12 protein-coding genes are annotated in these 14,797 nt (G+C 38.4%); 9 read left to right on the top strand and 3 right to left on the bottom strand.

What is annotated here, in order from left to right; translation table 11 throughout:
- Positions 1 to 5 precede the first annotated feature (5 nt).
- Positions 6 to 971: a phytanoyl-CoA dioxygenase family protein gene (locus U0R11_RS03970; protein ID WP_406749910.1), complete on the bottom strand. Its 966-nt coding sequence runs from the start codon at positions 969 to 971 to the stop codon at positions 6 to 8.
- 131 nt (positions 972 to 1,102) lie between these two features.
- On the opposite strand from U0R11_RS03970, the gene U0R11_RS03975 reads away from it, so the two are divergent.
- Positions 1,103 to 1,948 (top strand): AraC family transcriptional regulator, encoded by an 846-nt coding sequence (locus U0R11_RS03975; RefSeq protein WP_406749911.1) that lies wholly within the window; start codon positions 1,103 to 1,105, stop codon positions 1,946 to 1,948.
- Positions 1,949 to 1,976: 28 nt separating this feature from the next.
- Here the strand turns inward: U0R11_RS03975 and U0R11_RS03980 are convergent, their stop codons facing one another.
- Together U0R11_RS03980 and U0R11_RS03985 are read right to left on the bottom strand one after the other, a co-directional pair.
- The gene (locus U0R11_RS03980; RefSeq protein WP_406749912.1) at positions 1,977 to 2,603 is read right to left on the bottom strand and encodes a hypothetical protein; all 627 of its coding nucleotides are present in this window, start codon (positions 2,601 to 2,603) and stop codon (positions 1,977 to 1,979) included.
- A complete protein-coding gene (locus U0R11_RS03985) occupies positions 2,603 to 2,836 on the bottom strand; it encodes a DUF2188 domain-containing protein (protein ID WP_406749913.1) in 234 nt (77 codons plus the stop codon). The genes U0R11_RS03980 and U0R11_RS03985 overlap by 1 nt, the downstream gene beginning before the upstream one ends.
- Positions 2,837 to 3,013: 177 nt before the next feature.
- On the opposite strand from U0R11_RS03985, the gene kduD reads away from it, so the two are divergent.
- The 8 genes from kduD to dnaG all read left to right on the top strand — a co-directional run bounded on the left by kduD (position 3,014) and on the right by dnaG (position 14,582).
- Positions 3,014 to 3,769, top strand: coding sequence for a 2-dehydro-3-deoxy-D-gluconate 5-dehydrogenase KduD (gene kduD, locus U0R11_RS03990; protein ID WP_406749914.1), 756 nt, complete (start codon positions 3,014 to 3,016; stop codon positions 3,767 to 3,769).
- 83 nt (positions 3,770 to 3,852) lie between these two features.
- Positions 3,853 to 5,025, top strand: coding sequence for a glycoside hydrolase family 88 protein (locus U0R11_RS03995; RefSeq protein ID WP_406749915.1), 1,173 nt, complete (start codon positions 3,853 to 3,855; stop codon positions 5,023 to 5,025).
- 182 nt (positions 5,026 to 5,207) lie between these two features.
- Positions 5,208 to 6,728 (top strand): bifunctional phosphoribosylaminoimidazolecarboxamide formyltransferase/IMP cyclohydrolase, encoded by a 1,521-nt coding sequence (gene purH, locus U0R11_RS04000; RefSeq protein WP_406749916.1) that lies wholly within the window; start codon positions 5,208 to 5,210, stop codon positions 6,726 to 6,728.
- Between the two features lie 139 nt (positions 6,729 to 6,867).
- Positions 6,868 to 8,835 (top strand): DNA topoisomerase (ATP-hydrolyzing) subunit B, encoded by a 1,968-nt coding sequence (gene gyrB, locus U0R11_RS04005; RefSeq protein WP_406749917.1) that lies wholly within the window; start codon positions 6,868 to 6,870, stop codon positions 8,833 to 8,835.
- A 4-nt stretch (positions 8,836 to 8,839) separates the two neighbouring features.
- Positions 8,840 to 9,052 (top strand): hypothetical protein, encoded by a 213-nt coding sequence (locus U0R11_RS04010; protein WP_406749918.1) that lies wholly within the window; start codon positions 8,840 to 8,842, stop codon positions 9,050 to 9,052.
- Between the two features lie 7 nt (positions 9,053 to 9,059).
- Positions 9,060 to 11,348 (top strand): polyphosphate kinase 1, encoded by a 2,289-nt coding sequence (gene ppk1 / locus U0R11_RS04015; protein WP_406749919.1) that lies wholly within the window; start codon positions 9,060 to 9,062, stop codon positions 11,346 to 11,348.
- 26 nt (positions 11,349 to 11,374) lie between these two features.
- Complete coding sequence (locus tag U0R11_RS04020; protein ID WP_406749920.1) at positions 11,375 to 12,613, top strand: NupC/NupG family nucleoside CNT transporter; 1,239 nt, start codon at positions 11,375 to 11,377, stop codon at positions 12,611 to 12,613.
- 4 nt (positions 12,614 to 12,617) lie between these two features.
- On the top strand, positions 12,618 to 14,582 hold the full coding sequence (gene dnaG / locus U0R11_RS04025; RefSeq protein WP_406749921.1) for a DNA primase: 1,965 nt from the start codon (positions 12,618 to 12,620) through the stop codon (positions 14,580 to 14,582).
- Positions 14,583 to 14,797 lie beyond the last annotated feature (215 nt).

Raw genomic sequence — 14,797 nt, forward strand, 5'->3', positions numbered from 1 at the left:
TCGGGTCAACCCAGACCCAACAGTTTTTTTCCAAGCTCGTTTAGCTCTGCTATTGGCTGTGTTTTTTCTTTTCCTCTGGGGTCTCCCGGAAAAGCATAACCTTCTGGCGCGATTTTATTTTTCCAAGAATTAATCCGCCAATCAATCAAAACTTGGTTATTGGGTTCTGCCGGCATCATGGAAATATATTGGGCTACACGTACTTTATCTTGAGTTAAATTAGGTCGGATTCCATGAGCTAACAGGCTATTAAAAATAAGTAAATCTCCGGCTTCCATTTTTATTTTGGTCAGTTGAAACCCCGTCGTGTCTGGCTTAAATCGATCTCTATCTTCGGGTTGACTTAATTTCCAAGTATCATAGGTACGGTACAATTCGGGAATGCATTGAAATCCTCCCATATTTTCGTCTGTTTGGTCTACTAAAGCCAATACCCCTTGTACATTCACGGGTTTTGTTTCTGGATCATAATCCCAGTGAATAAATCCTTTAAATGGTTTATCGGCTTGAACAGGAAAATTGAGGTTGCAACGATCGATGGTCACCCATAAATCTTCAGTTCCCCACACATCCACAAAAGCATCATATACTCGTTGACTTTGTCGATTAGCCCAAAGTAAAGGATGGTTGTACATTTCTACCATGCCTGAACCAATCAGTTCTTTCATTTGCATTTCTGACCTAGGAGGAGTATACCAAGTGCTTTTGTCAGCAGGGTCTTTTTCTTCAAAGTCCCAAATAGCTTGCGCTGTTTGAGCAGCTTGTTCTTTGGAGATGGCATTTTTTACCACGATATAGCCTTCCCTTTTCCAGAATTTGAATTCTTCCTTGCTTAATGCTCGTAGTGGTTCAGAAGAAGTTCCATTATTCAATTGACTGATGCTGCTTTTGGCGAGAGACGGATTTCCTGGAATGTCTAAATGAGCATTCATGGTTACCATGGTGATCTGGGTTGGGTTTTTTGTTAACATGTTTTGATTGAAATTTGAATGATGCAAGTTAGCCCATGTCAATTTCTGGTCTTAAGATGGAATTAACCAATTTTGTAACAATATTGATATTTATTGTGTAGTATAGGGAATTATTTATCAATTTGATTAAAATGAAAGTTCAATTTGAAGCCATACAAATTCAGGAAGAAAGTTCATTTCGGATTTTGCAGACTCCATATTTGCAGGATTTTTATATGTGGCATTCTCATCCAGAATATGAATTACTGTACATCGAAGCGGAGGCAGGGCCTCGAAGAGTAGGGAATCATGTGAGTCTGTACCAGCAAAGTGATTTGGTGTTTATTGGGCCACACATTCCACATTTAAATTTTGATTATGGCTTAAAAGTGCCCTATCGTAAAATTGTGGTACAGATGAAGGAAGATTTTTTGGGGAGGACTTGGGCAGAAGTACCAGAATTAAACGCAATCAAGGAATTATTTGAAAGGGCAAAAACGGGAATCGTTTTTGAAGGAAACAGGAAAGAGGAAATGGGTCAACGATTAATCGATTTACCAGACAAGTCACATTTTGATCAGTTTATAGAGATTTTGTCGATATTTCAAGTGTTGGCTAAGGAAATGAAACCCATTTATTTGAATGAAATGGCGACTTGGGAAAATCCTTCACAAAAGAATCAGCAGCGTTGGAAAATCGTGAAGGAATGGGTTGAAAATCACTACATGGAATCTATTCCTTTGGATGAAATAGCCGAGAAATGTCATTTGTCTAAAGAAGCCTTTTGCCGGTATTTTAAATCAAAAACGCAACTCACCTTTAGCCATTATGTGAATCAGTACCGCATCACCCAAGCGAAGAAAATGCTGGTACAGGATCATAGCATAGGCGATATTGCCATTGCCTGTGGCTTTGAGTCTTTGTCTTACTTTACTAAAATTTTTAAAAGAACGATTGGTGAAAGTCCGAATCAATATAGGAAAAGGATGAATTGTTAGTTTGAAGTAAAATTAATTAAAGCTTTCATTATGGATTCAAATAATCTTTTATTTCTTGAATATACTCTGGAATGGTTATGTTTTGAATGCTATCCAATGCTAAACTTTCCGTTTTAAATTTGGTTAACTGTTCTTCATATAACCATGCGTTGAACTGCATAAAATCATCTAAAGTTTTCTGTGGGGGATCTTGCTTTTTTATCCCTAAAGTTTCACTAAACCACGAATATAGGCATATAAAAAGCTCTTTTAGTTCATTTTTGTGGGCTTTTGTATCAAGACCATTTATGTCAGATAAAGCTTTCATATAATCATGCTTTTTTGCCTCTAGAATCAAAAATTGTTTTTCACCCAGTGGTTTAACTTCAGAGTTTCTTAGGCCATAATCAATGCCGAGTTCAAAAGGCATATTCATTCTAGCAAATTCATTTGCTTTTGTTGATTTTACTTTTGATAGGTCATGAATACTAAATTTACAGTGCTTAATAATTTCAGTTATTTTTAAAAGCCGAGATTGTCCAGAATCGGATACTTCAAGAGAAAGTCTTGGATTGAAACCATTTTTTAAAACTATATATATAATTGGCTTTAACATATCATTTATAAATGTTTTATCGAATGGACAATTAATGAAAATATTCTTTTCAAAATCCATTATTTTTTATCTTTAGGAGGATTTGGATCATTTCCATAAGAATTTTTATTTTGAATAATTCCATTTTTTTTGTGAATATAAAATTCGGTTTTTTCATGTATACTTAATCTCCGGCCATATTGGATAGCTTGTTCTTGCCTATCGAAATTTCTTGATGCTTTAGTAGCCCCTGATTTTTTTACTGACCAGCCTCCTGAAAGAGACGGTACAACGTGATTAGATTTCTTAGCCATTTCTACAAAATTTAATTACTCAAAAATGCAAATTTTATTTTAAAAGCATAACCTAATCTAAATAAAATTTGAGGAATATTTTCTTTCATTTAAAGTAGATTAATTTTGATTCAGTTGAATTTATTATTGAGTAATTTTAACTAAGATTCAGCTTTTGAATGTAAAATTGAAACTAAGATGTTTGACTTAAGTGGAAAAGTAGCTTTAGTAACTGGATGTAAGCGAGGTATAGGTAAGGCTATGGCCATAGGTTTGGCAGAAGCTGGTGCCGACATTATTGGTGTATCAGCTAATTTGGAATTACAAGGATCTGAAATCGAGAAAGAAATTCTTTCTCTGGGACGAAAATTCAAAGCCTATCAGGCCGATTTTTCCAATCGAGAATCTTTGTACCAGCTCATCAAAAATGTCAGCTATGATTTTCCTAGAATTGACATATTAGTCAATAATGCAGGAACGATTTTACGTGATCCTGCGGCAGATCACTCCGATGAATATTGGGATGAAGTGTTAGAAGTGAATTTGACCTCGCAGTTTATTTTGAGTCGGGAGATTGGTCGCATCATGTTGAAACAAGGCTCTGGTAAAATTATTTTTACCGCTTCCTTATTGAGTTTTCAAGGAGGAATTAATGTTCCGGGCTATGCAGCAAGCAAAGGGGGCATTGCCCGTTTGACCATGGCCTTGGCCAACGAGTGGGCATCCAAAGGAATCAATGTCAATGCCATTGCTCCTGGTTATATTGCTACGGATAATACGGCTGCGCTTCGTGATGATCCGGATCGTAGTTCGTCTATTTTAAGTCGAATCCCGGCGGGAAGGTGGGGTAGCCCGGATGATTTTAAAGGGCCATTGGTGTTTTTAGCTTCGGAAGCTTCTAATTATGTTCATGGAACTATCCTGACAGTAGATGGAGGCTGGATGGGCAGGTAATTAAATTATAAATGATAAGTTTTAAATTATAAATGGGGGTTTGTTTTAAATCTTTTAAACCTATTGAAATACCATACGGAACTATGAAACATGTCTATTTAATTTTGTGCTTCATTAGCACAGGACTTTTTGCTCAGAAAATTGATGTCAACCAGCAGTTTGCTTTGGCAGGTCAGCAGTATCAACGAATGTTGGCGGATCATCCAGATACGAGCACGACAGTTCATTCTGCTCGACCCGATGGAACATATCGAAATATGCCCTCTAGTTGGTGGTGTTCTGGTTTTTTTCCAGGTAGTCTTTGGTTCTTGTATGAGAAAACCAAAGATCCGCAATGGGAGAAGGCTGCTAGGCTATGGACTGCCGCTGTAAAGAAAGAACAATTCAACAAGGGTACTCATGATTTGGGATTTATGATGTTTGATTCTTTTGGAAATCAATTGCGATTAACCAAAGACCCCCAAGCTAAACAAGTATTAATTCAATCTGCTAAATCCCTATCCACTCGATTTGATCCCAAAGTAGGTGTTATTAAGTCTTGGAATAGCTTCAAAGGAGGCTTTAAATATCCGGTTATTATTGACAATATGATGAACCTAGAGCTATTGTTTTGGGCCTATCGTGAAACAGGCGACAAGCGTTTTCATGACATTGCTATTACCCATGCAGAAAATACGATCAAACATCATTTTCGCCCTGATTATTCCAGTTATCATGTTGTGTTGTATGATGAAGAAGGAAAAGTCTTAGCCAAGAAACAGCACCAAGGTTACCAAGATGAGTCAACATGGACACGTGGCCATGCTTGGGCTATTTATGGCTTTACCACCATGTACCGTGAAACCAAGAATAAAAAGTACTTAGATTTTGCACAAAAGATTGCCGATTTTTATTTAAACCATCCTAATTTGCCAATAGATAAAATACCCTATTGGGATTTTTATGCCCCCAATATCCCCAATGAAGAGCGGGATGCTTCAGCAGGAGCGATTACTGCCTCGGCTTTGTTTGAGTTGAGTACATATTCTGGTGCCAAGGGGAAGCGATACTACCAAGACGCAGTAACCATGTTAAGTGCTTTATCAAGTCCAGCTTATCGGGCTGCATTAGGGGAGAATAATAATTTCTTGATTAAGCATTGCGTTGGGGCTAAATCTTTGAATTCTGAAATAGATGTTCCATTAGTTTATGCAGATTACTATTATTTAGAAAGCTTATTGCGTTATGAGGCTTTGAACAAGAAAAGTAAAAAGTAAATCTCATCGAATTGAATTTTGGGAATCCATGCAAATTATGGATTCCTTTTTTTATGTCCGAGAATGGCGTATGGATTTTATTTAACTAATTGTAGCCATCTATTCCAATAATCACTCGCATTTACATTAGTCGATTTTTGTTTTAATTCGTACCTTTGTGGCTTCATTTATTTCCAAGCTCCATGTCGATTAAAAAAATTCAATCAGCCTTAATTTCTGTTTATTATAAAGATGGTTTAGCGCCCATCATTCAAAAACTTCATGAAGAAGGAGTTACCTTGTATTCAACAGGTGGAACTCAATCTTTTATCGAAGAATTAGGTATTCCTGTTGTTGCCGTTGAGGACTTAACGGGCTATCCTTCCATTTTTGGAGGTCGTGTGAAAACCTTACATCCCAAAGTATTTGGAGGTATTTTGTACCGACGTGATAACGCATCTGATGTGGAAGTGGCTAAACAATATGAAATTCCTGCTTTGGATTTAGTTATGGTGGATTTGTACCCTTTTGAAGAAACAGTTGCTTCAGGCGCCTCTGATGAAGATATTATTGAAAAGATTGACATTGGTGGTATTTCATTGATTCGTGGTGCGGCAAAAAACTTTGCCGATGTATTAATTGTATCTTCAAGAGATCAGTATGCAGATGTTTCTTCCATATTTGATGTAAACGGTGCAGGTACAACGTTGGAACAAAGAAGAAGTTTTGCTCAAAAGGCATTCGCTGTTTCCTCTCACTATGATGGAGTTATTCAGCGTTATTTTGTAGGAGAATCGGATGATTTGGCCAATTATACGTTATTGCCATCGCATACCTTACGTTATGGAGAAAACCCTCACCAACAAGGGAAGTTTTATGGAGATTTGGCTGCATTGTTTGATAAATTACATGGTAAAGAGTTGTCTTATAACAACTTAGTGGATGTAGATGCTTGTTTGTCCTTATTGGATGAGTTTGAAGAAACGGCCTTTGTTATTATCAAACATATGAATGCGTGTGGTGTGGCGACAGGTACATCGGTGAAAGAAGCATATGATAAAGCTTTGGCTTGTGATCCAGTGTCGGCATTTGGTGGGGTATTAGCAACCAATCAAGAGGTGGACAAGGCTGCGGCTGAATCCATCAATCCATTGTTCTGTGAAATTTTAATTGCTCCATCCTTTACGGAGGAGGCATTAGAGATATTAAAAACAAAGAAGAATCGTATTCTTTTGAAGAGAAATCAAGTGGAGTTTCCTGCAGTGATGTTCAAGACATTGTTGAATGGGGTTTTGGAACAGGATAAAGATTTGGTGATGGAAGGAGTGGCTGATTTCAAAACGGTAACAAATTGGGCTCCTACTGAAGAGCAAAAAAGAGCTTTAGCCTTTGCTTTGAAGATTTGTAAGCATACTAAATCCAATACCATTGTATTAGCCAAAGAAGGCCAGTTGTTAGCATCAGGAGTAGGACAAACTTCTCGGGTGGATGCTTTGAAACAAGCGATTGAAAAAGCCAAAGAATTCGGCTTTGATTTGCAAGGTTCGGTGATGGCATCTGATGCCTTTTTTCCATTCCCAGATTGTGTAGAGATTGCAAGTAAAGCAGGCGTTGTGGCAGTTACTCAGCCAGGAGGATCTATCAAGGATCAAGATTCCATTAATTTCTGTGATGCCAACCAAATGGCCATGGTCATGACAGGAATTCGCCATTTCAAACATTAAGAATTTGTGCATTTTTTCCCTGTTGAATTATAGTTTTTCAGGGAAAAAATCCTTATTTTTAAAAAATTAATTCAAGATTTTTTAGAGGACTGCCCTATGGAAATAGGGAGTTCTTCATTTAACCCTTTTACACATCATTATGTCAGAAGCACAAGATTCGGCGGCTCTAGATAGAGCAAATTACGGTGCAGATAATATCCAAGTTTTAGAAGGTTTAGAGGCGGTTCGTAAGCGCCCTTCCATGTACATCGGTGATACTGGATTTAAAGGCCTTCATCACTTGATATGGGAGGTGGTTGATAACTCCATTGATGAGGCATTAGCGGGTCATTGTGATATGATCAAAGTAACCATCAATACAGACAATTCCATCTTGGTAGAAGATAATGGTCGGGGTATCCCAACGGGCATGCATACCAAGGAGAAGCGTTCTGCTTTGGAAGTGGTTATGACGGTGCTTCACGCTGGGGGTAAATTTGATAAAGATACTTACAAGGTTTCTGGAGGTCTTCACGGGGTCGGTGTATCCTGTGTGAATGCTTTGTCGACGGATTTGAAAGTTACCGTTCAAAGAGAAGGGAAGGTTTTCCAGCAAGAATATAAAATCGGTGTGCCGCAGTATCCCGTAAAGGAAGTGGGCACTACCGATAAAACAGGTACTTCCGTGTTGTTTAAACCAGACGAAAGTATTTTTACTGTTACCGAATACAAATATGAAACGGTAGCTGGTCGTTTACGTGAATTATCCTTTTTAAATGCCGGTATTCGCGTATTTTTAACGGATTTACGTGATTTAGATGAGCATGGCGTAGCCAAATCAGAAGAGTTTTTCTCAGAAGGCGGTTTACGCGAGTTCGTATCCTATTTAGATGCTACCCGTGAGCCATTATTTGCTGAGCCTATTTATATGGAGGGTGATAAAAATGGTGTTCCGGTTCAAGTAGCTATGTTGTATAATACATCCTATTCTGAAAATGTGGTTTCTTATGTAAATAACATCAATACCATAGAAGGAGGTACACACGTAGCTGGTTTCAGGGGAGCCTTAACGCGTACTTTGAAAAATTATGCAGATAAATCAGGAGCCTTAGAAAAGCTAAAAATCGATATTGCAGGGGATGATTTTAGAGAGGGTCTAACAGCCGTTATCTCTGTGAAAGTAGCAGAGCCTCAATTTGAAGGTCAAACCAAAACCAAATTAGGTAATGGAGAGGTGTCTGGAGCTGTTTCTTCGGCTATGTCAGACATGTTAGAGTCTTGGTTGGAAGAACACCCTAAAGAGGCTCGTCTAATTGTGGCTAAGGTTATTTTAGCAGCTCAAGCGAGACATGCGGCTCGTAAGGCTCGTGAAATGGTTCAAAGAAAGACAGTGTTAGGTTCTAATTCTTTGCCTGGTAAATTGGCCGACTGCTCTGATTCAGATCCTGAAGTTTGTGAATTATACCTAGTCGAGGGAGATTCTGCGGGTGGTACAGCCAAGCAAGGACGTAATCGTGCTTTTCAAGCTATTTTGCCATTGCGTGGTAAAATTTTGAACGTAGAAAAAGCGCAGGAATACCGCATCTATGAGAACGAGGAGATCAAAAACATGATGACCGCTTTGGGCGTCTTTTTTGGTAAAGATGGAGATGAGAAGGCCTTGAATATTGATAAATTACGTTATCATAAAATCATCATCATGACGGATGCCGATGTGGATGGAAGCCACATTCGTACCTTGATATTAACTTTCTTCTTCCGTTATATGCGTCCATTAGTGGATAATGGTTATATCTACATTGCTCAGCCTCCTTTATACCAAGTGAAAAAAGGACAAAATGTGCGTTATGTTTGGACAGAAGTACAACGAGATCAAGCCGTTCAGGAATTAGCTGGAGGGGGTAAAGAAGATAATGTAGGAGTACAGCGTTATAAAGGTTTAGGAGAGATGAATGCCGAGCAATTATGGGAAACAACTATGAATCCTGAATCTAGGACTTTGAAACAAGTGACCATTGATTCCGCCATTGAGGCAGATTTATTGTTCTCCATGTTGATGGGTGATGAAGTAGCTCCACGTAGAGATTTCATTGAAAAAAATGCTAAATACGCAAAAGTAGACGTTTAGAAGCATGCAGTTTGACTTTAAATCGTATCATGTCAGAGCCATTAATGCGGCCGATGAAGCTGAGAAAAAGGTCATCAATCAAGAATTGAAGGACTATTATGCGAGCTTAAATGAGGAGGAAAAGAAGGTTTTTAATATTGAGCTTCAGCGATACCTCGTTCAAGAAGTAGGACGCTTGGGTTCAGATTATGAAGCTATTAAACAATCAAATGCCTAAATAAACAATGGATCATTCGAATAAAGCAGTCAAACATAGCGATACAAAAGATTCCTCCACAGGGAATCTTTTGTCATTACTAAAGCCTAAGAATTGGAAGATCAATTTGGTCGCCCCTAAGGATTCTTCGTGGAAAATTGAGAAGGCGATGCAAAAGTCGAAGGACATCATTGCAAAGTCGAAATTTATCTCCAGGGATTTGTCTTGGTTAAAGTTTGATGAGCGAGTTTTAGATCAGGCGAGAGATGATCAACGAACCTTATTTGATCGTTTAAAATTCTTAGCTATTACGGCTTCAAATTTGGATGAGTTTTTTACGATTCGCATTGGGTCCTTGTATAATTACATTGATTTTGGAAAAGAGAGGACGGATTATTCTGGTTTGAGAGAAGTACCATTCAAACAAACCTTGATTGCTTCTGCTCAAGAGTTTAGTCAGGAGAAACACCGCCTGTTTGTTGAGGAAATACTACCTCTTTTTCCTGAAAATGGTTTATTATTGGCTAATTTGGATGATCTAACATCGGAAGAAATGCAAGAAGTGGAGACCTATTTCCACCGGACCATTTACCCCATGTTAACTCCCATGGTTTTTGACCATACCCATACTTTCCCCAGTTTATTGGCCAAAACCTTGATTTTTGGGGTAGTGACCATAGGGGCTTCCGATAAAAAGACCCATGGAAAGCACAAGTCGGAGAAAGATAAAAAGATCTCTTTTGTTCAAATTCCTTTAAATTTGGCTCGTTTTTATGTGATTGAACGAGATGAGAAAGTCCTTTTCTTACCGATAGAACAATTAATCCGCCATCACCTTCAAGTGCTGTACCGTAATGTTGAAATAGAGTCGACTACCTTATTCCGAATTACCAGAAATGGTGATTTTGACGTGGTAGAACATGAAGATGCCGAAATCGATTTTGTGGATGAGATTAAAAAGAAAATTAAAGATCGCCGATTAGGACGAGTGACACGCGTGGAGGTGGAGAAGGAACATTCTGAATTTCTGTTGGAAGAAATGTTGAAACGCTGGTCATTGGAGAAATCTGATATTTTCATCAAGTCGTCCATTTTAGATTTTACTGCCTTTTGGCAAATCGTCAAACACCCTGAGTTCAAAGGGAAAATGGCGGCCAATCCTCCTGTAGTTCCTGCTTTAGGATTGAAGTCGGTGAAGATTGATGATATTTTCGAGACGATGAAAAGAGGTGATATTTTACTACATCACCCCTATAATAATTTTGACCCTGTGGTTCAATTGCTTGATCAAGCTGCTGATGATCCGCATGTATTAGCGATCAAAATCACTTTGTATCGTATTTCAAAAAATTCTCGCATTTCACACGCATTATTAAGGGCAGCCGAACAAGGAAAACACGTTTCGGTATTGTTTGAGGTAAAGGCTCGTTTTGATGAGGAAAATAATATACGAGAAGCAACTAAATTACAAAAGGCAGGATGCTTTGTGATTTATGGTATTCCAGGTTTAAAAACGCATACCAAATTATTGCAAGTGATTCGGAATGAAGGAAATTACGTCATGAGTTACGCGCATCTTTCCTCTGGTAATTACAATGAAGATACAGCCAAATTGTATACGGATATTGGATTATTAACGACGGATAGCCGCATTACTCAAGATATTTCGGAATTTTTCAATGTTATCACGGGGCATTCTATGCCGACTCATTATGAGCATTTGATAACGGCCCCACGCGATATGAGAAATCGTTTGCTGGAAATGATTAGAACCGAAATGGAAAATCATCAGAATGGTTTGCCATCAGGTATCTGTTTGAAAATCAACTCATTGCAAGATACTCATACCATGGAGTTGCTGTATGAAGCTTCTCAAGCGGGAGTTCCTGTACTGTTAATTGTTCGAGGAATTTGTTGTTTGAGACCTCAAAGAAAAGGATTATCCGAAAATATCTACATCAAATCCATCGTAGGTAATTATTTGGAACATACGCGAGTATTTTATTTTCACAATGCAGGAGAGCCAAAAGTTTACGGTGGTTCTGCGGATGTCATGGTGCGTAGTTTTGACCGTCGAATTGAATCTTTATTTGAATTGGTTAATCCAAGAGCGAAAAACATGGCCATTACCATTTTATTATGGAATTTGAGAGATACCGTAAATTCCTACGAAATGCAGGAAGACGGCTCCTATTGGAAGGTGGAAAGTAATGATCCATTCAATATTCATCAGGCATTTTATGAAATAAAAGAGGATGATTTGGTTAGTCAATTGCCATTTGATCAATTTACAGTTACATTGGAAGGTAAAATTTAGGCATACACGAACATCAATATAGTATTATGGAAAGATTTACGGGGCTATTGGGGATTGTTTTAATTCTGGGAGTTGCATTTTTAATGTCCAATAATCGGAAAGCGATTAATTACCGCACAGTAGGGGTGGGTTTGCTTTTACAAATATTTTTGGCTGTATTTATCCTAAAAACAGATACTGGTCAAGCCATTTTCCAATGGTTGGGGGATTCCATCAATACCTTGTTGGGGCAAGCTGATAAAGGAGCTCAATTTGTGTTCGGGTCCTTGGTGAATCGCGACTTGATGTCGCGTGCTTTTGGTTCTGGCAATGATTATATCTTCTTTTTTAAAGTAGTGCCAACCATCATTTTTGTGGCAGTATTAGTGAACATGTTTTATCATTTGGGAATATTACAACGCGTTGTAGCAGCCATCGGAAAGGTGGTTCACTGGTTGATGGGTGTTAGTGGTGCGGAGGCGCTATCTAATGTGGCATCCACTTTTGTTGGACAAGTAGAGGCTCAGATTATGATTAAGCCTTATCTGAAAAACATGACAAACAGTGAGTTGATGGCATCCATGACAGGGAGTTTTGCTTGTATAGCAGGAGGTGTTATGGCAGTATATATTTCATTGGGAGTTCCAGCTGCTTATTTATTAGCAGCCAGTTTAATGGCAGCACCTGGGGCCTTGGTGATATCCAAAATTATTTTCCCAGAAACGGAGAAGTCAGAAACAGAGGGAGCTGTTAAATTAGAAAAACAAAAATCGCATGCCAATTTGGTCGATGCCATTGCTGCTGGTGCCAGCGAAGGATTAAAAGTAGGTTTGAATGTGATTGCGATGTTAATTGGTTTCATCGCCTTGATTGCTTTAGTAGATTTAGGCTTAGGTCATATTGGGAATTGGATTGGTATGCCAGCGCTTTCTATGAATTTACTATTAGGCAAGGTCTTTTCCGTTTTTGCATTTGCTATGGGTGTTCCTTCTGTTGATATCGAAGTAGCTGGAGCGTTAATGGGTAAAAAAATGGTGGTAAATGAGTTTGTTGCCTATTTAGATATGATGAAGGTAAAAGACACATTAGACCCTAAAACTGTTGCCATTACGAGCTTTGCCTTGTGTGGATTTGCTAATTTTAGTTCAGTGGCCATCCAAATTGGAGGTATTGGGGAATTAGCACCTTCTCGTCGTAGTGATTTAGCCAAATTAGGATTTAAAGCCTTAATCGCAGGAACATTAGCGAGTTATTTATCAGCCACTTTAGCGGGTTTATTATTGTAATTTCATGCGCATTGATCCTGAAACCGTTGAACGAATCAAACAAGCGGCTGCCGTAGCGGACGTGGTAGGAGATTATGTGACGGTGAAGAAGAAAGGTGCCAACTATTGGGCATGCTGTCCATTTCACGGGGAAAAGACTCCTTCTTTTTCCATTTCGCCAAGTAAGGGAATCTACAAATGTTTTGGTTGTGGTAAGGCTGGGGATTCTGTCCGGTTCATCATGGATATTGAGGGTTTGGGATATGGTGAGGCATTACGGCATTTGGCCAAAAAATATGGCATAGATATTCAGGAAGAAGAATTAACAGATGATCAAATCGTTCGACAGAATGAGCGGGAGAGTTTGTTGATTATTTTAGAATTTGCCAAAGAGTTTTTCAAAAAGCAGTTAGTTGAGTCAGAGGAAGGTAAATCCATTGCCATTCCTTATTTCAAAGAACGTGGATTTTCAGATACAACCTTGCAAACCTTTGATTTAGGATATAGTCCAGAATCTTGGGATATTTTTTATAAAACGGCTATTAAGCAAGGATTCAGTCAAGAAATCATTGAAAAAGCTGGTTTAGTGACTCAAAAAAATGAGGAAGGTAAAGTGTATGACCGATTTCGAAATCGCGTCATCTTTCCCATTCATAGTGTAGCAGGGAAAGTGATTGCTTTTGGTGCTCGAATTTTAAAATCGGATGCCAAAAATCAGGCTAAATACCTGAATTCTCCTGAGACTGAGGTTTACCATAAATCGGCCACCTTATATGGTATTTCGCAGGCTAAAAATGAAATTCGGGCTAAGGATATTTGTTACTTAGTAGAGGGATACACGGACGTAATCTCTTTGCATCAAGCAGGAATAAAGAATGTGGTGGCCTCTTCAGGAACTTCCTTGACAGTGGAACAAATCCGATTGATCGGTCGATTTACCCAGCATGTAACCGTTTTATATGATGGTGATTCCGCTGGAATCAAAGCAGCCTTGCGTGGGATGGATTTAATTTTGGAAGAAGGGTTGCAGGTTAATTTAGTGGTGTTCCCAGAAGGTCAGGATCCAGATAGTTTTGTCAGGAAGGTGGGATATGAAGCATTTTTGGAATACATCAAATCAGAATCTAAGGATATTATTTCATTTCAGGCTAATTTGTTTTTGAAAGAAGCGGGTGATGATCCTTTCAAGCGAGCAGAATTAATTAAGGAGATGGTTCAAAGTATCTCCAAGATTCCAGACGCGATTCAACGCAGTTTATTTGTTCAAAAAACGGCGTCCTTGATGCGTTTGGACGAAGATGTATTGATCGCTGAATTAAATAAAATCCATTTAAAAAATTTGAAGCAAAGAGGTGGGGCAGGAGCTAACGTTTCTGAATCTATTTCCAATCAGCAGTGGCAGGAGATTCAGGAAATCATGGAACCTACGGGCCAAATGTCCACTGAAACTCAAACTAATTTAGCCTATTATCAAGAGTCGGAATGTATACGGTTACTTGTTAGTTTTGGTCATTTGGAAATTAGCCCATCCAAGGCTCCAGGGGTTACGTTGATGCAGTATTTGATTGAAGAGTTGGAAGGAACTCATTTTCAAACCCCACTTTTTGAGGAGATTTTAGAAATTTGTAAAGCTCAATTTAACCAGCATCGCTTTCCTGCTCCTGAGTTTTATTTGCATCATCAGAATGAAGATATTCAAAAGTTTGCCATTGATATCAGTGCGGGCAAGCATAGCTTATCAGATGTTTGGAAGGATAAGCATGATATTCGTGTAAAGTTGGAAGATGAGATGCTAGAGGATTTGGCATTTAAAAATGTCTTACGTTTACGCAAAGTATATAATGACCAGCATTTGCATGAGACATTGGAAAAAATGGAATCATTTCAAGGAGATGCTGAAGCTATGAATGCACTTTTATTGGATTTTATACATTATAAGGAAATTCAGAAAAATATTTCCCAAGAATTGGGAACTGTGATCGAAAAATAGCTGATTTTTCCCTAAGGCTGGCAGCGTTCCAAACGCTGACAGCCTTGCCGAAAGCTAGGGGATTTTTTCCAAAAATGACTTTTTATGATTGATAATTAACGGAGGAAATCAGTTAATTGGTAATTCTAGGAATATGACAATTTTATTCCTTTTGAAATCGTTCATGCTTTTACAACGCTGTCAAGGTTCCAAACCTTGACAGCGTTTAAGCAAAA

It is taken from the genome of Aquirufa salirivi (assembly GCF_045310485.1).
GTDB classification, from domain to species: Bacteria; Bacteroidota; Bacteroidia; order Cytophagales; family Spirosomataceae; genus Aquirufa; species Aquirufa salirivi.

What these genes read in the sequence shown, in the direction of transcription:
- U0R11_RS03970 (WP_406749910.1), bottom strand. Translation starts at nt 971, where the DNA reads ATGTTAACAAAAAACCCAACCCAGATCACCATGGTAACCATGAATGCT.
- U0R11_RS03975 (WP_406749911.1), top strand. Translation starts at nt 1,103, where the DNA reads ATGAAAGTTCAATTTGAAGCCATACAAATTCAGGAAGAAAGTTCATTT.
- U0R11_RS03980 (WP_406749912.1), bottom strand. Translation starts at nt 2,603, where the DNA reads ATGGATTTTGAAAAGAATATTTTCATTAATTGTCCATTCGATAAAACA.
- U0R11_RS03985 (WP_406749913.1), bottom strand. Translation starts at nt 2,836, where the DNA reads ATGGCTAAGAAATCTAATCACGTTGTACCGTCTCTTTCAGGAGGCTGG.
- kduD (WP_406749914.1), top strand. Translation starts at nt 3,014, where the DNA reads ATGTTTGACTTAAGTGGAAAAGTAGCTTTAGTAACTGGATGTAAGCGA.
- U0R11_RS03995 (WP_406749915.1), top strand. Translation starts at nt 3,853, where the DNA reads ATGAAACATGTCTATTTAATTTTGTGCTTCATTAGCACAGGACTTTTT.
- purH (WP_406749916.1), top strand. Translation starts at nt 5,208, where the DNA reads ATGTCGATTAAAAAAATTCAATCAGCCTTAATTTCTGTTTATTATAAA.
- gyrB (WP_406749917.1), top strand. Translation starts at nt 6,868, where the DNA reads ATGTCAGAAGCACAAGATTCGGCGGCTCTAGATAGAGCAAATTACGGT.
- U0R11_RS04010 (WP_406749918.1), top strand. Translation starts at nt 8,840, where the DNA reads ATGCAGTTTGACTTTAAATCGTATCATGTCAGAGCCATTAATGCGGCC.
- ppk1 (WP_406749919.1), top strand. Translation starts at nt 9,060, where the DNA reads ATGGATCATTCGAATAAAGCAGTCAAACATAGCGATACAAAAGATTCC.
- U0R11_RS04020 (WP_406749920.1), top strand. Translation starts at nt 11,375, where the DNA reads ATGGAAAGATTTACGGGGCTATTGGGGATTGTTTTAATTCTGGGAGTT.
- dnaG (WP_406749921.1), top strand. Translation starts at nt 12,618, where the DNA reads ATGCGCATTGATCCTGAAACCGTTGAACGAATCAAACAAGCGGCTGCC.